This window comes from Rhizobium sp. NRK18 (assembly GCF_024385575.1).
In the GTDB taxonomy this organism is placed as follows: domain Bacteria; phylum Pseudomonadota; class Alphaproteobacteria; order Rhizobiales; family Rhizobiaceae; genus JANFMV01.
Genome location: NZ_JANFMV010000001.1, coordinates 977,932 through 996,880 on the forward strand (window position 1 = coordinate 977,932; position 18,949 = coordinate 996,880).

An 18,949-nucleotide genomic window follows, 5' to 3' on the forward strand; every position below is an offset into this window, starting at 1 on the left:
TTTAAGGCAATGTTCAAGAGGGCTGAACGGTTGAAGCCCAGAAGGCTTACGGCTAAGCGCCGCCACATCGGTCATCGCAAGTTCCCCGACCGAATTTCAATTGCAGCTCCATTCAGTGACGAAATGGGGATATGTGGAGCTGTTAAAATTTTCGATTGAATCGCGGCGATCTGCCACGATAGGTTTCGTTTATGAGTCCGTGAATCTATGCCGCTTTCGGTCTATTTTCGCATAAACCAACAGGAATCGCGACTTGAAGCCGCTCGTAAGGCGAGCGACGCGTAAGCATGCCCATCAATCGTGCGGTGGGCGGAAGCATCGAGTTTAGGGGGTGGAGTGGGGCAGTTATATGAAAGGTGGTGTAAGGCCACCAAGAAAAAGGACAAGCGCAAGCGTTACTGGACCTATGTCGAGAAAGATGGTGGCCGCGACGAGATTCGTAATGACCTGGCCGAGACCATCCGCTCGCATTACGACCGGCTCGAACGCATCGCCGAGGACGTCGAGCGGCTCGGATACAAGGTCGCCGCTACGATCCTCAGTGAGGCGATGCCGCAAACCGCCAAAGGCCGCTCCGGAGATCTCGGCGAAATTCTTGCGGCGGAGCTGGTTGAGGAAGAGATTGGCCTGCGCGTGCCTGTGCGTCGCCTCCGTTACAAGGACGGCCGCAACATGGCCATGCGCGGCGACGATTTCATCGGTGCCGGATACGATAAGGCCGGCGAGAAGCTCTGGCTCCTGAAGGGCGAAGCCAAGAGCAACAAGGTGCTCGGGAAGGCCACGGTCACGAGCGCGCGTAAGGTACTCAATCGCGATAGCGGCCGTTGCACGCCCGACTCCCTGCTGTTTGTCGCCAACCGCCTGTTGGAGAGCGCCGATCATGACGACAATACGCTGGGCCGCAGCCTCCGTGACGAGGTGGGCTTGAAGTCCCTCCGCGCCGATCGCATCGACCATATGCTCTTTACCGTGTCGGGCAACGGCCCGCACGCATCGCTGAAGAAAGATCTCGACGCCACTGGGACCAACCGGGACCACTACGTCGTGAACATCCACGTCGAAGACCACCAGGACTTCATTGCGGCCATGTACCAGGAGGCGGAACATCTTGGAGACGATTGACGAACTGACCGCGTTCCTGGCGACTGCGACCGTCGATGGCATCCTTGGACGCCTTCTCTATCGTGGTGCGGCCTGGTCGCTGATGCGCGAAGAGGGCGTGCTGCCACCCAATGCTCCGCCCCTGGGTGCGACAATCGAAACCGATCTTGCCGAACACGGCTTTGCCCTGCTTCGGGGCGCCATGGCCTTGCGCGCTCAGACTGGCGCTTCGGAGCTGACCAGCAAGGCGTTCGAGCGCGCTGCCAATGCCTTCGAGGCACTGGTGCGCAATGGCGACCCGGAGTCGCCTGATCGCGGCTTCCGTCGCACTATCGCCGCCGCAGCCTATCACCTGGCCGGCTTCTCGGCCGTCGCCTATTCGCTCTTCAACGAGACCGCCGACGACCTCAACACCTCGCCGGGCGAAACAGCGATCCGATACCTGATCCTGCGCGATCTCGGCCAGTTGCGCGGCTTCGTTCGCGACTGGTTGGACGACGAGGCTCACGGCGATGAGCAGATTGCCGAGGCTCTGCGGGGCGAAGACCCGGACGTCGATGAGGTGTTGTCCACCATGCTCAACACGACGATCTGCAGAGCTCTGGCGTATTTTGACTTTGCGCTCGAGACGGGTGAGCTCGAGCCGATCGATAGCGCACGGACGTTGCTAGCCACTGCGGTTAGCCTGGCGGACAACGCGGAGAATGTTCCGCTGTGGTGGATATCGAACCTCTGCCGTCACCTGATCGACGACCTCTGGCAGCATTCGCTGCACCAGAACCTGCCGACGGAACCGCCCGAGGGGACGGAGGAAAAATACCCGGACCTGCGTCGGCTGTTCATCTCGTCGCTTTACGCGCGCAAGACATCCGAGGTGGAGCTATGGCCCTCGCAGCGCGAAGCGGCTCAGCGTTCCACGGACGTCACCGACGATCTGGTCGTCGCCTTGCCGACCAGCGCCGGCAAGACGCGGGTGGCGGAGATCGCCGCGCTGATGACCTTGTCGTCGGCGCGCCGGGTGTTGATCGTCACGCCGTTGCGCGCCTTGTCCGCCCAGACCGAGCGCTCCTTCAGAAAGACCTTCGCGCCGCTCGGCTTCAGCGTTTCCTCGCTCTACGGCGCCAGCGGCCTTTCGGCTGGTGATGAAGACGCTTTGCGCAGCCGCGAGATCATCATCACGACGCCCGAAAAGCTCGACTTCGCACTACGAAGCGATCAATCGCTTATCAATGACGTCGGCCTGATCGTCCTCGACGAAGGACACATGATCGGTCCGAGCGAACGTGAGATCCGCTATGAGACGCTGGTGCAGCGCCTGCTTCGGCGCGCCGATGCGGCAGGCCGCCGGATCGTCTGTCTCTCCGCCATCCTACCAAGCGGCGACGAACTGAATGACCTCACTGCCTGGATTCGCTCCGACGAGCCGGGTGAGCCGGTGCGGTCCGACTGGCGTCCAACGCGCCAGCGGTTCGGCGCGCTTACTTGGCGCGGCAAGGATGCGCTGCTCCGGCTCGACCTTGATGACGATGGTCCCTTCCTCGACAAATTCGTTTTGGAGAAACCTGCGCGCGGGAAGGAGAAGAAGCCCTATCCGCGCAAGAACTCGCACCTCGCATTGTTCGCTGCGTGGGAATTCGCAAGCCGAGGCAAGCGGACCCTGATCTTCTCGACGCAGGCGAACTGGGTCGAGAGCTACGGCAAACAGGTCGTAGACCTTTGCAATCGCGGCTACCTGGATACCCTGCTCGAGGACGAAGGGTCGATCGCCCGCGCTCTGGAGGTCGGCAAAGAGTGGCTTGGCGAAGACCATCCCGCCGTCACCTGCCTGAAGCAGGGCGTTGCCATCCACCACGGCCGGCTCCCGAGCCCGTTCTTGCGTGAGCTGGAAGCCTTATTGTCTGAGGGTGTCCTGAAAGTCATTGTCGCGTCGCCGACGTTATCGCAGGGTCTCAATCTCAACGCCGCCGTGCTCTTGGTGCCCGCGTTGTATCGAGCGGCCGAGAAGATCAAAGGCGAGGAGTTCGCGAACGTCGCCGGCCGCGCCGGGCGCGCCTTCGTGGATGTCGAAGGCCTCATTGTCCACGTCATGTTTGACAACATCGACTGGCGAAAGAAGGAGTGGCGAAAGCTGGTCGCCTCCGCCAAGGCTCGCACGTTGAAAAGCGGCCTGATCCAGATCGTCGCCGAGATTCTTGATCGTCTGTCGCGCGAAGGTGTCCTGGATCGCGATGATGCCTGGGAATATCTCGCCAATGCCCGCGAAGCGTGGAGATCGCCAAAGGAAGAAGCCGCGGTTGCCGAGCGCCTGGCTGGTGCCGTCGAATATGGTGTCGATCGCGACGACGATGAAGAAGGCGGCGATGACGAGGAAGAAACCATTGACGAGGAGCCGCTTTCGCAAATCGTCGAGCGCCTCGATGCGACCGTGTTCGGCCTGATCGAAGCGCTCGATTCTGATCGCGCCGACCTGCCGAAGCTCTTGGACGAGGCACTCAAGGGATCGCTCTGGGCTCGCCAGATTGCCCGCGAAGACGAAGACGTCGCCCCGCTGCACAAGAAGGTGTTCGAGGCGCGCGCCGATCTCATCTGGAAGACCACGACGGCGCAGGCGCGACGGGGACATTTCGCGATGGGCGTCGGGCTTGAGGCTGGCCTCACCATCGACGCCATGGCTGACGAGTTGGCCGAACTCCTCGACCGGGCTGACGAGGCGGCGCTGAGCGGCGACATCGACGAACTTGTCGATGCGCTCGGCGGTCTCGGGGAACGCCTGCTATTCATGCGGCCTTTCATTCCCGACAAGGCGAATGCGCTGCCGGCGAATTGGAAGGCCATCCTGCGCAGTTGGGTGTCGGGCGAGGATGTCGCCAAAATCGGGCCGCAGAACATGCGGGCCGTTGAAGAGGCCTTCACCTATCGCTTGGTCTGGGCGCTGGAAGCTGTCCGTACCCGCCGCATGTCCCTCGGTTGGTCGCCGGAGACGGTGGCGGGCGGCGCTGCAGCGGCGGTCGAAACGGGCGTCCCGCAATTCATGATGTCGATGCTGATCCGCGCGGGTCTTCCGTCACGGCGTGCGGCCATGGCGGCAATCGAGGATGCCAAGCCTGCCTTCGTCACGCCCGCCGAGATGCGGGCCTGGCTCGAATCCGACGAGATCACGGCCTACACGGACGCTGGCGACTGGCCAACTCCAGATACGTCCGCACTTTGGGCGCGTTTCCGAACGGAAGCACTCAGTGGCGGCATCCAGAAATGGTCGGTCGAACACTACAGTCGTCTGCTTGATATCGCAGACGCCCCGCCCAGCGGTCTCTATCGGATTATCACCGACGAGGGGGATGGGCGGACCTGGCTGGCGACGCCCGACTACCAGTGGATTGCCGCCTTTAAGCAGGCGGCTGTTGATCCGAAGCCCAGTCTATTCTCGGGTCGTCTACCCGGCAACACAAGGGCGGTGGAGGTGCTTCGTGTCGGGAGAGGCAAGTCGGATTGGCCGAATGTAGGTGTCTGATGGACCGGGTTCCGGGTCCTATCCTTTAGGTCACTGATCACCGATACGTCAGACTGCAAATGGAACGTTTGACTAGTGCCGCGGAGCAATGGCTCGCTGCCTTGCAGGCTTCATGCAACGGCCTTCATCGGCACGGAACCGACGTACAAATGTGTCCGAGTAGGTCGAGAGATTGACCCAAGTTTGTGCTTTAAATGATCGCCAATCGAATCCTTGGAGCAATTGTTGACAACGTTGACCGCATGCAGCCTTAAATGCACTTATGGATTCGACATCAGAAATAATGACGGCGATGAGAGCGGGGCGAGCACTGCTCGGTCTAAGCCAGGAAGAACTCGCCAGCGCTGCCGGGGTCAGCCGACAAGTAATCGTTAGGATCGAGAAGTGCGAGCCTAACATCCTCGTGGAATCAATCGACAAGGTTAGAGCCGCTCTTGAAACAGGCGGCGTAGCCTTCATTGACGGCACATCGGAGCACGGGCCAGGAGTGGCTATGGTTCGCCACTCACCTTCTAAAGCGAAGTGAGCTGCCCTCCGGAACACATGAATTCGAAGCAAGGTCTGAGATCGAACAATGATCCAAGTACTCGACGCCTACTGTTGTCGAATCCTTGCCAACGTCTTTGCGTGTCTGTTCAGCGCAGCGCGTACTGCTTTATTGGGGGATCGCCAAAACAGCGCATGCTTACGTTGGTCCTTAGTCCAAGGGGAAGCAAAGCCGAAGGCGTAAGCGGCCTGAGTCTGACTTAAGTCAGCGTGTAACAGCATTGATCTTACTGAACGACGCAGATCTGTCCACTTCCATTCCAGCGGTTGGCCGAGTATTTCAGCCATGTGGCAATCTAACGACGACTTCATTTCTGCAAAACGCGAGACTGGGCTGTAGCCCTTTGTTGTGCTGAAGACAAATTCTCCTACACTTGTTGTGGAATCGGTTTTGAATTTCATAAGCAGCGTGCTCAATGTATCCGAAATTGGAATTGTGGAGGACGGGAAAATCTTGGGCCTCATAGGTGTCCAAGTATTTGCCGATAGGTCCAGCTCTGCCCACGTCATTGTGGCCAAATCCGAGAGGCAATGTCCAGTGAGAGCAAGCGCCTCTGCGAGAGCCCTGTACGGAGGGGTAAGCGCCTCGACGGCAACTAGATATGCATGCAGCTCCTCGTCGAAGAATATGTTCGGCCTGCTTCTGTATGGCGCGACGAAACGTGGTAGAAGGTTTGCCGCGGGGTTCGACGTCAGTCGAAAGTAATGCCGTTGTGGCGGCTGCATTGCCCAAACATAGAACGTCCGCACCTTTCGAAGGCAGCAGTTGGCAAGGGCTGGCCTGTCACGCAGGCTGCCGATTAGTGTTAGGATGTCTTCCTCACTCACCTCTGTGATCGCCTTGGCCGCCCAAGAGTTGACGTTGGTGTCTACGAGGTAGTGGAGCAGGAACTTGGCATCCCGCTCCGCGCCTCGGTTATGGCGACGATTGGGTAGTTGTGCAATGTAGGTTTGAACCACCTCGGCGAAAGTCGGAATCTGGTATCCGATGCCGATTTCACAGGGGGCGGCGTTACTCAGTGAGTTGGTGTCAAATAATAACGCTTGTTGAAGCCGTCGGGCTATTTCTCGTGCCTTTTGAGTGCGAATAGTGTTGAAACTGCCTAAAGGCCAGGCCCAACTTCCGTCGGACACATTCGCTAAGTAGAAGAAAACCTTATTGCTTTCTCCAACTGTTAGCATCAGGTTTTCGACCGACGCGTCCTGGAAGGATATGCGTGCGCCGGCCTCCGCATAGGGAAGTGCCTGGACGGTCTCGTCTGTGAGCTCCATTTTCAGCATGACGGTTCCTCTTTGGTGTGGCTGGATGGAATTGCGACGAGTGAGTCGACCGCCACCAGCTCAACTGCGGTCAGCGAATGGCTAAGGATCTTCGGGAGAGCTGGCTTGCATGAGGCCCTATTGGCCTCTTGCCCTTGAGCACGGATTTCAAGCTTTAGAATAATCTCTTTGATGTCATCGGTCGCCGTTCGAGGGTCGTCGATTTGCCATTCCTGGCGCCATGGGGACGAGTGCACAGGAGAGTAGGCGACGATCTTCAACTTCTTGCTTGAGACCAGCCGCTCCTGCTTCCAAGTGATCCCAGTGACCGGAGGAATGCGCTTGCCTTTGGGAGAACATGTTTCAGCGAACTGCCCGTCTCCGATATATTGCATTTCGGCTTCGTGATGAAGCTCGACGATTGCTAGTCCCGTCGGCACTCCGGCAATCGTCGCGATGGTGGGCCAGCGGGGCGGTCGTGTGTGAGAACATACTTCACGCTGCCAATCTGCGAGGCAGGACTGGAGGCCAATGGCCGGCCTTATGAAGGGCTGCCTCACCGCGACGGCCACGCTGCTGCCGCTGGCCTCAAGTGCGATGAACAACATGTTCGCAAGCTGAATGGCCGCGTCGAGCATGCTGGCGGTGATCGACAGGTCGATCGCACCATTTGCGCGCACCACGAGGAGATCGCCTCGGCCAGGCCTCGCCTTCGAGAAGCTGCGTTGCGCGATCAACGCCAGAGGATGCCAACCTATTTCCCGCGACTTCTGCCGAAGATCGCGATCTTTGTAATAGGTGAATATCGCATTGCTGCCGGGACCCTTTTCCCAAAAAAGTGGATGGCCGAGATTTGCGTTCGGGAGTGGAGTTGGAGCCGGTGCGCATCCGGCTCTTTTTTGTGCCCACCAGCCGCGTCCTGGACGGGGTACGTCGAGTGCGGTGCAGATCCTGCCTACGTAGGAGCCGGAGACGCCAAGCAATCTTGAGGCTTGCCGAACTGGAACACTCCATACGAGTTCGTGGAGTTCTTCCCTGCTGATCTTGCGTGATTCAAGAGCGCCCATGTCAATGCTCCCAAGCTTCGAAGGAAAGACTTCCTTCTTCCATCTTTCGGAGGGTGTCCGACCATACGTTGAAGGCTGCCCTAATTTCGCGACGGTACTTGTAGAGGTTGTACACGCGCTCGATACCCATCTTGCCGTGACCTATTGCGGCCTCGGCCACTTCTGTGCGCGAAACTATCGGCTCAAGCTGTGTGCGTACGGTGCGTCTTACGTCGTGCCACCTCCAGTTCCGGAGCACTCGCTCGGGTGCAAGCTCTCGGAAGGTCTCGACGAATTTGCGATGGAATGACGTCTTGTGTCTGCTGATGTTGCGGATCGGTCTCTGACCATGTGATGCGCTGAACACGTAGTCGCCCCATCCCTCCTGTGCGGACTTGACTGTACGTAGCAGGCGGACCATCGCTTCAGATAGCGGAACATGATGGTCGTCTTCAGGCTTCGCGGTTCCGGCCGGTATGGTCCATAGCTGTCTGTCGAGATCAACGTTGGACCATCGCATCGTGGCTACCTCTCCATCGCGTTGTCCGGTCTCGATCAGCGACCTTGTAAAGGGACCATAAGGATAGGGGAACGACGCTGCTGTTCTGAGGAAAGCCTTGATCTCGAGAAATTCGAAGTGGCGCGAGCGGGACTTCTTTCGGAGTTTCATCAGGCGGGGGGTTAATTCGTGGATCGGATTACGATCCAATGACAGGGCTTCGCGTCGGCTCGGCAGCATCGTCCAAGAGAAGAACGTCCTAAGGAGCTTGAGGCATCGATATGCCTGTGCACTCGCCCCGCGAGCCCGTATCGCTTCGACAAGTTCGCTGACATTCTTGTCGGTGACGGACCAGATTGGCTCGTGCATCCACCGATTACGCTCGGGGTTCAGGATATTGCTGCGGATAAATGCCACCTCCTGGACGGTAGCTCTGCTTCTTTCCCGTGTCGGGAGGTATGCAATGTAGTCTTCCATGGCTGAGGCAAATGTACTTCTCCGTCGTTGTATCTCCAGTTCTCTACGCTTTGCCTCCTCGACTCCGGGATCTGTACCTGCTGCGAGAAGCTCCATCCATTCACCCGCTATGCGGCGCGCGTCCGCAACTTTGATGCTCGGGTAGTTTCCTATTGTACGTCGGGAGGGGTTACTCTCCTTGCCGAACCGGGCCATCATAAAGAAGGTCTTCGTTTTGGTCCCGACCCGGATATAGAGGCTCGATACGGTGGCGTCGTTGATTTCGTATCGGGCTTTGGAACTGGCCGCGAAGGCAAGACTTGTAATGCTTTTGTCAGTGAGATGTTGGGTACGCATTATTGCTCCTTTACGTGATTTTGGGCGGCGGAATGGGCGACAACCCCTCCGGCGGAGGGATGCCGAAGTGAATCAAGGAAAGCAGCGATGTTCTGAAAAGTAAATGAATACAGTTGGTTAGGTCGCGGAATGAGACTGCTTGACCCAGGCTGACGCAGTATGGGAATGTCAGGTCGCTAAACTCATAACCTGAAGGCCGCAGGTTCAAATCCTGCCCCCGCAACCAATCCAGAATAAATACATAACCGCTCCTCGCTAGGGGCGGTTTTTGCGTTCAGGCAGGCCTACGCATCAGGTACCAGGTAGCTCAAGAGGTAGCATTGCTCCTCATCTGGTTGGCCTTATCCTGGTTGGCATTAGTGCGGCATGCTTCCTGCTGCAGTCGGCACGGCCAGCGTCTCGTCTCCATTTATGATCCCGGCGCCCCTCTCTTTCATATGGCCTGCGACAATAGTTCATCCTATCATCACCGCGAACTCAGAGCCCGGGCCATCAACTTGCGGAATGAGATCGCGCACCTCCAATCAGCATGAAGAATAATGGCTGGGCATGGGTTCGACCGTTCTGCACTGTTGCAGTGTCCTCGCGCCTAGTGCCGGTTGAGCATCTTCAGGTATATGGACAGCAACTGTGTCTGCGACGATATGTTGAGCTTGCGATAGACGTTGCGCCGGTGAACCTTCACCGTGCCGGTGGAAATGTTCAGTTTGAGTCCGATGGACTCTGACGAATGACCACGCAGGACAAGGTCAACGATTGCCGTCTCGCGATTTGTCAGGTTGAGTTCCCGCCAAACCGCGTCGCCGGCCTGTTCTTCGATCTCTCCCTTGCTGCCTCTCTTGCCCAAGTTGGCGCCAGACTGGCGTTGCACTTCGAACCTTGGAGCGAGACTGCCCCAGTAGCGGCGTACGAATTTCGCAACCGTCTTCTCTGCGCCCTTCAACAGTGCGAATTCCTTCGCTAGAAATGGGCCGCTGTCTTGCTTGCGCATCAACGAGAGGACCACGGTAATCTCCTCAGGGAGCGGGACAAAAAACCCGATTTCTTCGGCAAGTCCGGTCTGAATGTAATAAGTCCGGTAATATTCACTCGAGAAAAATCGGTCGGGTGCCAGCTCGCGCATCCGGAAAACTCCTTCCAGTCGCTCGACTGCCGTATGATAGAAGGGATCCAGAAGGTAAGGGCCCGCCTGGTACAGGGTCACGAAGACGACATTCTCATCCGGGTCGAATGTGCGGAAGAGGTCGATCGGACGTTCCTTGCCCCTGTAGGCGAAGACCACGACGTGATCGAAGTGAACGAGCGCCGACATCAGATCCTTGAATGTGGATCCGATCTCGTCATCGGTCATCGTCTCTCTCCCGACGATCGATTGAAATGCGCGAAAGAGTGCTTCGTAATCGATAGCCACGACGCCCACCTCCTTCTGCCCCCGACCAATTCTGTACTGGTATATACCTTCCTCAAAGCGATTATGAGAAAAATACCTCTTTCGGGGTATATGCCTTCCAGAAGCAGCGAGCTTAGTCTTCCTTTAACAACGGTGGCATAGGCAGCAAGAGATTGCCAAATCGTAAGGCCACGGGGAACAGACATGACATCTGCTTCATCGAACGACATCGAGTTCCGTTCGGTCACCAAGAACTATGGTTCTGTGACAGCCGTAACCGACATCGATCTTATTGTGCCGAAAGGCGCGTTCATGGCCATGCTCGGCCCGTCCGGCTGCGGCAAGACCACTTGTCTGAGGATGATTGGTGGCTTCGAGCAGCCGAGCGAAGGAACGATCCTGATCGACGGCCGGGAGATGAATGGCATTCCGGCCTATAACCGTCCGGTCAACATGGTCTTCCAGCACTATGCGTTGTTTCCGCACTTCAACGTCGAACAGAACGTCGCTTACGGGCTTCGACAGATGCGCCCCAAGATCGAGAAAGCGGAAATCTGGCGTCGCGTGGCGGAAGCGCTGGCGATGGTTCGGCTTGACGGCTTTGCCAAGCGCCGTATTCACGAGATGTCAGGCGGTCAGCAGCAGCGCGTTGCGCTTGCGAGGGCTATCGTAAACCGGCCATCCGTGCTGTTGCTCGACGAACCTCTCGCCGCTCTCGACAAGAAGCTGCGCACGGCCATGCAGATCGAATTGCAGACCTTGCAGCGCGAGCTCGGTATTACCTTCGTCCTCGTAACTCACGATCAGGAAGAAGCGCTTTCCATGGCGGACTTCGTCTGCGTGATGAGTGCCGGACGCATCCGACAGCTCGGTTCACCCAAGGAGGTGTATGACCATCCGGCCGACCTCTTCGTCGCGGATTTCGTGGGGAAGACAAACCGGATTGAAGCGGTCGCTGAGGGCGATGGGATGACGGTTCGGCTCGCAAACGGCAACGCGCTCGCCGTCGGTCGGGATAAGCGGATTGAACCAGGGAAGGTAACGGTCGCGGTTCGCCCGGAAGCGATGCGGCTCCAGCGCTCACCCATGGCCGTTGGTCCATCGCTCGAAGGGACGGTCACCCACCGCATATTCCTGGGATCGTCTGCCGAGTACGCGGTTTCTGTCCGGGGGATTGGCGAATTTCTTGTCACGGCGGACCGCCACGATGCCGGCGCAGAAGAGCTTGCCGCGCCGGGAGACCGCGTTTTCCTGGGGTTCGAGCCGACGGCCGCGCACATCTTTAATCTTTAGCATGAAGAAACCAGAACAGGGGAACATTAGCATGAGCAAGGATTACAAGGACAATCTGCCCATTACTCCGAAAGGCTTCATGGACGAGTTTATGCGCTTGAAGCGCGGATCCGTCAGCCGCCGGTATTTTCTTGGCGTTACCGGCCTAGGTCTTGCGACGGCCGTCATGTCCCGCGTCCCGGGCGCCCTGACAACGCCGGCATATGCCGAAGATCTTGGAAGCCAGATGTCGATCGCGACATGGCCGAACTACCATGATCCGGCAACCTTCGAGAATTTCAAGGCTGCGACCGGCGTCACGGTCGATGTCAATGTTTTCGGTTCAAACGAGGAGATGCTCGCCAAGCTGCAGGCTGGCGCTTCAGGCTGGTCGTTGTTCGTGCCGACCAACTACACGATCTCGACCTACCAGAAACTCGGCCTGATCGATGAACTTGATATGTCCAGGTTGCCGAACTTCAGCAGTTCGGCCGAAAATCCGCGTTTCACCAAAGAGGGCCAGATTGACGGCAAGACCTACGCCGTGCCGAAGAATTGGGGAACAACCGGCTTTTCGGTCAATACCGACAAGATCAAAACGAAGCTTTCGAGCTGGAAGGATTTCTTCGAGATCATCCAAACGGAAGCAGATGGTCGTGGCATGGTGCATGACTACCAGCTGACGACGATAGGCAGTGCTCTCGTATCCCTTGGCCTCGATTTCAACTCTATCGCGGCGGACGATCTCGCCAAGGCAGAAGAGCTGCTGATCAAGGTCAAGCCGCACCTCTTTGCGATCAATTCCGACTATCAGCCGTCCATGCGTTCTACGGATGCATGGATCACGATGTGCTGGACCAACGACGGTGCCCAGCTCAATCGGGACATGCCGGAAATTGCCTATGTCCTCGGCACAGATGGCGGAGAGATCTGGACGGACTATTACGCCATCCCCAAGGATGCACCCAACAAGGCGGCGGGCTATGCGCTGCTGAACTACCTGATGGACCCGGCCAATGCGGTCAAGGAACACATCGCCAATGGTGCACCAACGACCGACAGTCGGGTGATTGCGCTTCTGCCGGCAGAGATTACCTCGAACAAAATCGTCTATCCGGATGAGGCTGCTCTCACTCCGCTCGAATTCGGGGCTGCCGTAACACTCACCGATCCAGGCCGTGCCGAGTTGATGGCGCGTTTCAAGTCAGCCTGATCTGAAAGCCTTCGCCCCGTCTCCTAAGGCGGCGGGGCGGAATATCACGCGATAGATCCAGGCAGTGCGATGGCGGTCAAACCCGATACAAAAAGAAAGCTGATCACGGCCCTGCTCATAGGGCCCGCGGGACTTTGGCTGTTTCTGTTCCTGGTGCTGCCCTTTATTGCCATCCTCGTCTTTTCTGTTGGCGAGCGCGGTCCTGCGGGCGGCTATCAGCCTGCTTTCACACTTGAGCAGTTTGCAAATCTCGGTGCGAGATCGGCGGCCTTTGTCAACACGCTCGTACTGGCGCCCGTCGGCGCTTTCACCTGTCTTCTGGTCGCATATCCTGTCGCCTATTACCTTGCCGTGAAGGTGAAGCCCCGCCATCGCTTGCTGTTGGTGTCCCTCATCGTGGTGCCGTTCTGGACCAGTCTGCTGGTTCGCACCTATGCCTGGATGTACATTCTCGGTGCGCGCGGTATTCCGCATCTTTTCGAATTGATCGGCATCGAAAATCTGCGGCTGATCAATACGCCGGGCGCTGTGCTTCTGGGCATCGTCTATGGATATCTGCCGCTGATGATCATGCCGATCTATGTCAGTCTTGAAAAGCTTGACCGCCGGCTTCTGGAGGCCTCAGCCGACCTTGGCGCCAAGCCCGTCGGCACGTTCTTCCGCGTGACGGTGCCGCTCTCCCTGCCAGGCGTCATGACCGGGGTGGCCCTGGTGACCATTCTGCTCCTCGGCGAATATCTGATCCCGCAGCTTCTCGGAGGCGGAAAGGTCTTCTTCATCGGCAATGCACTCGTCGATCTCTTTCTGCAATCGCGCAATTGGCCATTCGGCTCTGCGATCGCTGTTTCCCTTGTCGCGGTTGTCGTCATCGTGCTGTTGATTGCAAATCGCATCGCTTGGCGGATTGCCGGCACTCGTCAAGTGGACCTCGTCTAATGCGAACTCTGGTCGTTGCCGTCTATCTGTTTCTCTATACGCCGATCGCGCTCGTCGTGATCTTCTCCTTCAATGCCGGTCGCAATGCCACTCAGTTTTCGGGCTTTTCCGTCGCATGGTATGGCAAGACGCTGGAAAACAGCCTTCTCATGGGAGCGTTGGAAAACAGCCTCATCATCGCCTTTACGAGTGCGCTTCTGGCGGCGGCTTTCGGGACGATGGCAGCCCTTGGTCTTGAACGCCTGGGACCGAGGATGCGGGCTCTCTTCGATGGATTGCTCGCCGCTGCGATCGTGGTTCCCGGGGTCGTCATCGGTATTGCGACACTGGTTTCGCTCGTTGCCCTCTTCGGTATCCTCAATCCGGCAATCGCTGCAATCTGGCCCGGCGAACATCCGCCCAGGCTTGCGCTTGGCTACGGATCTATCATCGCCGCCCATGGGCTTTTCACCATGGCGCTTGTGACAATGGTCGTCAAAGCGCGTATTGCAGGCCTTGGACGGGATATCGTCGAGGCCTCCAGCGATCTCTACGCGTCGCCGCTCACGACCTTTCGCGAGATCGTGCTGCCACAGATCATGCCGTCGGTTCTGGCCGGCTTTTTGCTCGCCTTCACGTTTTCCTTCGACGATTTCATCATCGCCTTCTTCGTCGCGGGCGCGAACACCACCTTGCCGATCTACATCTTTGCCTCGATCCGGCGGGGCGTCACGCCGGAGATCAATGCGATTGCGACGATGGTGCTTGTTGCCTCGCTCGTCCTGATCCTGACCGCTCGTTTTCTGATGCGGGACAAAAGCAAAAACACAAAAGAGGAAACACCATGATACTGAAAGACCGCATGGCAATTGTCACGGGTTCTGGTTCAGGCATCGGCCGGGCAGGTGCGCGGATAATCGCGAAAGAGGGCGCGCATGTCATAGTCGCGGACATCTCTGAGGCAGGGGCCAGGGAAACCGTTGATCTGATCATGGGCGAGGGCGGGTCGGCCGAAGCGCGGGTTCTTGATGTGACAGATGACAATGCTGTTGTGGACGCCGTCGCGGATATTGTGAAGCGGCACGGCCGGATCGACATATTACACAACCACGCAGGGGCACAGGTTGCCGGTGATCTTGAACAGGTAGCGGTAGAGGGTTTCGACAAGTCCTGGGACCTCAATGTCCGTGCGCACTTCATGATGTCGCGCCAAGTGGTGCCTCACATGAAGGAGGCTGGGAAGGGAGTCATTCTCAACACTTCCTCATCATCCGGCGTTCTTTATGACCGCGGAATGATTGCTTATACGACCACCAAACATGCGGTAATCGCGATGACACGTCAGATGGCGGGAGACTATGCCCGGTTCGGTATACGTGTGAACGCCCTGTGCCCAGGTTGGGTCGATACCCCGTTCAACGAGCCGTTTATACGTCAGATGGGCGGCCGTGACGCGATCGAAGCCTATGTCGCCCAACAAGTGCCCTTGGGCCGATGGGCGGATGTCTCGGAAATCGCTGAGCCGATCCTGTTTCTCGTTTCCGATCGATCCTCCTATCTGACCGGTCAGATCCTGGTTGTCGATGGCGGTGAAACCGTCAAATAATCTCGGCGCCGCAAGCCGTTTCTGACTTCATGCGTGACGTGCCAGGCGACGAAGGAGGAAAGCCAGTGGCGGGCCCATATCAGCCGTTCGCCCATAAAGCGAGGGGGGTGACTATCCGCAACGGCACTGTAGCGTTACAAGACTGCATCTGCGCGATCAGAAGATCATCGCGTTTGCCGGGAACAATCTATCTTATACGGAGTGGTATTTTTCCGAACTCTTAGAGGAACATGATCTTTCAGGCTACATCGCCTACAGCTCTGACGACACCTTCTCGGGGATCGAGCTTGTGTCAGCGGGTCTTGGTGTGAGTTTTGCACCAGAATGGGTTCTCGATCTTCCCAACTGTACATTCGAGCTGAAGAAGGTGAGGGGGATCGATCGTCGGATCGAGCTTGGAGTTGCCTGGTCGAAGGATGACCCGGCGGGGCCGGTGGTCCGCCGGCCCAGCGTCTTGTTGGTGTTCCTCAGGCTAGCCTCGCGCCCCGCTCGCTCGTATCGCTAATCGATGTTGTCTGGCATTAAAATGTTCAGGCTCTTGCAGACACGGTTGGCAGGAGTTTTTGCGAACAGAAGGGCGAATACCTCCTCATGTGATCATGCTACCTCCGATGGGTGGGAATTGTCGGCACTGTCCAACGATCGCCCCATGGAGGCGGCATCGATCCTCGACGATTCAGAGAAAGTCTGCCATCTCCGCATTGTAGAAGGTCTTGGTCCTTGGCCGGGCAAGGATCGGATCGATCAGGCGAACACATTCCTTGTAGTGGGCGGTCTTGCGATGCTCATCGAGCGCTTCTTCCGATTTGAAGACCTCGTAGATCAGAAAGCTGTTTTCGTCCGAGGGATCACGCAATACGTCGAAGCGCAGGTTGCCGGGTTCCTGTCGCGTGCCTTCGTAATTGATGCGGAAGGCTTCTAGAAATTCCGCGGTGTGGCCTTCCTTGACTGCAATACTGACCATCTGAATAAGCATATTTTTGTTCCTGCATTTTGATTTGAAATCGGATCGAGAGAGATTAGAGGCCGGGCGCTTTCCACATGGCAGTGGTCACACCTTCATCGACGAGTTGGCGCTGGAGCTGATAGGCGCGAGCCCAGCGTTCGCCAGCCTCGTCATAGACCAGTTTGTGATCTGCGATCGGCTCGAACCGTCTGTCCCAGCGAATCCAGTCGTTTGCGGCGTCCGCCAGGCCTGGATAAAGGCCAGCGCCGACGGCTGCCGCCGCCGCGCATCCGAAGGCCGTTGCCTCCTTGACGACCGGTGTGACCACCGGAAGGCCTGTAGCGCTTGAAAGGATCTGCGCCCAGTGCGCCGACTTGGACGCTCCGGCCGCGAACACGATCTTGTCCGGTGTCTTGCCGGAAAGCGCGAATATGTTTGAAAGATTGCGGGCAGCGACGATCGCCGCATTTTCTTGCAGTGCCCTGAATATTGCCGCCTTTCCGGATTTCTGCGGATCGATCGACAGGTTCAGAAGGGAAGGCGCTGCATGATACCATTTGCCGTAATGCATGACGTCGGAGAAAATCGGAATGATGCCATAGGCGCCAGGAGGAACCTCTGCTGCCTTTTGTTCTAGGAGCGTGTAGGGATCACCATCGCGGCCGGCGGCTGCAACCTCCTCGGCACCGAAGCTGTCACGAAACCAGCGCATGACGATGCCGACAAAGAAGCTGATGGCTTCTGCCTGGTTGAGGCCCGGCACGACATGCGGATTGATGCGCAGATCCATCGCGGTGTCGGTAACCTTTGGCGAGACATTGACGATCTGCTGCCAGAAGGTTCCTCCAAGTACGGCGCAATCGCCTTCCTTGACGAGGCCGGTTCCGGCGGTGCCGATCTGGCAATCGCCACCGCCCATGACCACCAGAGTACCTGCGGCAAGGCCGGTCTCTTCGGCCGCCTTTGGAGTGACGCGCCCGATCACCGTTCCTGTCTCGACGCAGTCGGGAAAGATGTCATCCTTCAGGCCGGCGCGGCCCATCGCACTTGGCAACCAGTTTCGGCTTTCGAGATCGAAAAGCCCGCTCGTGCCTGCATTCGATGGATCGCTGGCAATGACGCCGGACAGGCGCGCCAAAACCCAGTCCGAAAGCATGGCGATACGGTGCATGCGTTCGTAAATGTCGGGCAGGTTACGCTTCAACCACAGGAGGCGGGGCAGTGCCCCCAGCGCAAATGTTTGCCCTGATTGTGCGTAGAGTGCCGCTTCGAGATCGGGCAGTTCACGTTTGAGATCACCAACTTCCCTGCCTGCCCGGCTGTCGACATTGGCGCAGGCCCAGATTTCCTTGCCGTCCGCATCATAGAGAACGAAGGCCTCGCGCATGCTCGTTGCGCTGACGGCAACAATATCCGATGGCGAAATGCCAGCCTTGCCGATTGCCGCTCGAATGGCATTTGACAAAAGTCCCCAATTGCCGTCGACATCGAAGTCCATCGATCCTTCAAATCGCGGGTCGGGCTTGTGCCACCATTCATGTTGCGCGCTTGCGATCTGTTGACCGTTGCGATTGAAGATGACGGCTCGTCCGCTGCCGGTGCCGGCATCGATTGCCAAAAGATACGGTCGCGATGCCGTCATAATGATCAATCCTTGACGTTCATTAGGCCGTCGGCCGTCGTTTCGTCTGTAATCAGAATGCCGGCAAAACGGCCACGAAGTGCCGCATGTATGGCCTGCACCTTGTGAAGTCCGCCGGCCGCCGCCACGACCTTTTCAGCACGTGACAGTCCGGCAAGCTTGACGCCGATGACCCGGTCGTGGAACGGCAGATCCAGGACCTCTCCGCGATCATTGAAGAATTGGCAAAGAATGTCGCCGACGGCTCCCTTGCGACGCAGCGGCTCAACCTCGTCTGGGGAAACGTAGCCAGCCTTCACGACAGTCGACGATGACGAGATCTCGCCGATACCGACCAGTTGATAGGAGGCGTTCAGCGCCATATCGAGAAGATTGGCGACGGCAGGCTCGTGCATCAGATTGGCTGCAACTGAAGGGTCGCGAACAACGAGCGGGGCGGGGACAAGATGGACGCTGCTGCCCCAATTGGCCGTGCGCATCCCGTCGACATAGGTGCTGACACCCCCCGTCAGGCTGACCAGGCCGATATTGCGTTCATTGGCTACGTGCCCCAGTCTCTGGATTGTATTGGAAACGGTCTCGCCCCAACCGACGGCAAGCAGATCGCCGGGTTGAAGGCGCTGCATCAGGAACTGCGCGGCTGCCTGACCGAGCCGATCGCTTGGGTCCTGGTCCGGTAATTTCGGCACGACATACGCTTCCAGAAGGCCGTATCGTTCCTTGATTTCTCGTTCGAGCGAAAGGCAGCCCTGATAGCGGGAGTTGATGCGAACCTGAATGATGCCCGAGCGTCGACCGCTTTCCAGAAGGCGCGACACCTTGATGCGCGACATGTTGAGCTTTTCGCCGATTTCGTTCTGGGTCAGGCCATCATTGTAATAGTACCAGGCAATACGGGTGAGGATTTCCTCATCCGTATCCGCGTAGCTCCATTCGCCGCTTTCCACGCCCATTGCTGCTTCCCTTCAGCCTCGTTGTGAACATTTGAATATCTTAAAAACATTTGATCCGTCAACGGACGATAAGGATCAAAAAATATCGAATCGCACAATCAATTGATATTGCACTACAATTATCTTATTGCGTTGCAATATATGCGATATTTAGAAGTTTGATGCTCAGTGATCATATTGACGTAGCCTTAAGCCTATGATCACCTGATGCTCAGTGAAAACATATGAACGGGTGA

The 18,949-nt window shown here is 57.6% G+C and carries 15 protein-coding genes and 1 pseudogene; 9 read left to right on the forward strand and 7 right to left on the reverse strand.

Translation table 11 applies throughout. The features are described from left to right. The first annotated feature begins 336 nt into the window (after positions 1-336). From NN662_RS04520 to NN662_RS04530, 3 genes are all read left to right on the forward strand, one after another. The gene (locus tag NN662_RS04520) at positions 337-1,122 is read left to right on the forward strand and encodes a DUF1837 domain-containing protein (protein ID WP_261929113.1); all 786 of its coding nucleotides are present in this window, start codon (positions 337-339) and stop codon (positions 1,120-1,122) included. Next, complete coding sequence (locus NN662_RS04525) at positions 1,109-4,612, forward strand: DEAD/DEAH box helicase (RefSeq protein ID WP_261929114.1); 3,504 nt, start codon at positions 1,109-1,111, stop codon at positions 4,610-4,612. Before NN662_RS04520 ends, NN662_RS04525 begins: the two co-directional genes overlap by 14 nt. Before the next feature lie 292 nt (positions 4,613-4,904). Further along, entirely contained in the window at positions 4,905-5,138 is a 234-nt protein-coding gene (locus NN662_RS04530) for a helix-turn-helix transcriptional regulator (RefSeq protein WP_261931860.1), read from the forward strand. A gap of 68 nt (positions 5,139-5,206) precedes the next feature. On the opposite strand, the gene NN662_RS04535 is transcribed toward NN662_RS04530, so the two are convergent. The 4 genes from NN662_RS04535 to NN662_RS04550 form a co-directional block, all read right to left on the reverse strand. Further along, the gene (locus NN662_RS04535) at positions 5,207-6,439 is read right to left on the reverse strand and encodes a hypothetical protein (protein WP_261929115.1); all 1,233 of its coding nucleotides are present in this window, start codon (positions 6,437-6,439) and stop codon (positions 5,207-5,209) included. Next, entirely contained in the window at positions 6,433-7,485 is a 1,053-nt protein-coding gene (locus NN662_RS04540) for a hypothetical protein (RefSeq protein WP_261929116.1), read from the reverse strand. Before NN662_RS04540 ends, NN662_RS04535 begins: the two co-directional genes overlap by 7 nt. 1 nt (position 7,486) lies before the next feature. Then, positions 7,487-8,776: a tyrosine-type recombinase/integrase gene (locus NN662_RS04545; RefSeq protein ID WP_261929117.1), complete on the reverse strand. Its 1,290-nt coding sequence runs from the start codon at positions 8,774-8,776 to the stop codon at positions 7,487-7,489. A 589-nt stretch (positions 8,777-9,365) separates the two neighbouring features. Then, positions 9,366-10,187 carry a helix-turn-helix domain-containing protein gene (locus NN662_RS04550; RefSeq protein WP_261929118.1) on the reverse strand — a complete coding sequence of 274 codons (822 nt, stop codon included), beginning with the start codon at positions 10,185-10,187 and terminating at the stop codon, positions 9,366-9,368. A gap of 183 nt (positions 10,188-10,370) precedes the next feature. Between NN662_RS04550 and NN662_RS04555 the strand changes: the two genes are divergently transcribed. The 6 genes and pseudogenes from NN662_RS04555 to NN662_RS04580 all read left to right on the forward strand — a co-directional run. Beyond that, on the forward strand, positions 10,371-11,459 hold the full coding sequence (locus tag NN662_RS04555; RefSeq protein ID WP_261929119.1) for an ABC transporter ATP-binding protein: 1,089 nt from the start codon (positions 10,371-10,373) through the stop codon (positions 11,457-11,459). A 31-nt stretch (positions 11,460-11,490) separates the two neighbouring features. Next, a complete protein-coding gene (locus NN662_RS04560) occupies positions 11,491-12,651 on the forward strand; it encodes a spermidine/putrescine ABC transporter substrate-binding protein (protein WP_261931861.1) in 1,161 nt (386 codons plus the stop codon). Positions 12,652-12,720: 69 nt separating this feature from the next. Next, complete coding sequence (locus NN662_RS04565) at positions 12,721-13,587, forward strand: ABC transporter permease (protein ID WP_261929120.1); 867 nt, start codon at positions 12,721-12,723, stop codon at positions 13,585-13,587. Continuing rightward, a complete protein-coding gene (locus tag NN662_RS04570) occupies positions 13,587-14,414 on the forward strand; it encodes an ABC transporter permease (RefSeq protein WP_261929121.1) in 828 nt (275 codons plus the stop codon). Before NN662_RS04565 ends, NN662_RS04570 begins: the two co-directional genes overlap by 1 nt. Then, complete coding sequence (locus NN662_RS04575) at positions 14,411-15,172, forward strand: SDR family NAD(P)-dependent oxidoreductase (protein WP_261929122.1); 762 nt, start codon at positions 14,411-14,413, stop codon at positions 15,170-15,172. Before NN662_RS04570 ends, NN662_RS04575 begins: the two co-directional genes overlap by 4 nt. 148 nt (positions 15,173-15,320) lie before the next feature. Beyond that, positions 15,321-15,677, forward strand: a pseudogene (locus tag NN662_RS04580) (LysR substrate-binding domain-containing protein); the annotation flags it as partial. A gap of 171 nt (positions 15,678-15,848) precedes the next feature. On the opposite strand, the gene NN662_RS04585 reads toward NN662_RS04580, so the two are convergent. From NN662_RS04585 to NN662_RS04595, 3 genes are read right to left on the reverse strand one after another with little or no spacing between them, the layout of a single operon-like run. Next, the gene (locus tag NN662_RS04585; protein WP_261929123.1) at positions 15,849-16,148 is read right to left on the reverse strand and encodes an antibiotic biosynthesis monooxygenase; all 300 of its coding nucleotides are present in this window, start codon (positions 16,146-16,148) and stop codon (positions 15,849-15,851) included. 43 nt (positions 16,149-16,191) lie between these two features. After that, complete coding sequence (lsrK, locus tag NN662_RS04590; RefSeq protein ID WP_261929124.1) at positions 16,192-17,760, reverse strand: autoinducer-2 kinase; 1,569 nt, start codon at positions 17,758-17,760, stop codon at positions 16,192-16,194. A 5-nt stretch (positions 17,761-17,765) separates the two neighbouring features. Beyond that, the gene (locus NN662_RS04595) at positions 17,766-18,713 is read right to left on the reverse strand and encodes a sugar-binding transcriptional regulator (protein WP_261929125.1); all 948 of its coding nucleotides are present in this window, start codon (positions 18,711-18,713) and stop codon (positions 17,766-17,768) included. Between the last annotated feature and the right edge of the window lie 236 nt (positions 18,714-18,949).

Bases quoted from the DNA above. Each gene is read 5' to 3' on its own strand.
- NN662_RS04545 (WP_261929117.1), bottom strand. From the start codon at position 8,776: ATGCGTACCCAACATCTCACTGACAAAAGCATTACAAGTCTTGCCTTC.
- NN662_RS04595 (WP_261929125.1), bottom strand. From the start codon at position 18,713: ATGGGCGTGGAAAGCGGCGAATGGAGCTACGCGGATACGGATGAGGAA.
- NN662_RS04535 (WP_261929115.1), bottom strand. From the start codon at position 6,439: ATGCTGAAAATGGAGCTCACAGACGAGACCGTCCAGGCACTTCCCTAT.
- NN662_RS04560 (WP_261931861.1), top strand. From the start codon at position 11,491: ATGAGCAAGGATTACAAGGACAATCTGCCCATTACTCCGAAAGGCTTC.
- NN662_RS04565 (WP_261929120.1), top strand. From the start codon at position 12,721: ATGGCGGTCAAACCCGATACAAAAAGAAAGCTGATCACGGCCCTGCTC.
- NN662_RS04555 (WP_261929119.1), top strand. From the start codon at position 10,371: ATGACATCTGCTTCATCGAACGACATCGAGTTCCGTTCGGTCACCAAG.
- NN662_RS04540 (WP_261929116.1), bottom strand. From the start codon at position 7,485: ATGGGCGCTCTTGAATCACGCAAGATCAGCAGGGAAGAACTCCACGAA.
- NN662_RS04575 (WP_261929122.1), top strand. From the start codon at position 14,411: ATGATACTGAAAGACCGCATGGCAATTGTCACGGGTTCTGGTTCAGGC.
- NN662_RS04570 (WP_261929121.1), top strand. From the start codon at position 13,587: ATGCGAACTCTGGTCGTTGCCGTCTATCTGTTTCTCTATACGCCGATC.
- NN662_RS04530 (WP_261931860.1), top strand. From the start codon at position 4,905: ATGAGAGCGGGGCGAGCACTGCTCGGTCTAAGCCAGGAAGAACTCGCC.
- NN662_RS04585 (WP_261929123.1), bottom strand. From the start codon at position 16,148: ATGCTTATTCAGATGGTCAGTATTGCAGTCAAGGAAGGCCACACCGCG.
- lsrK (WP_261929124.1), bottom strand. From the start codon at position 17,760: ATGACGGCATCGCGACCGTATCTTTTGGCAATCGATGCCGGCACCGGC.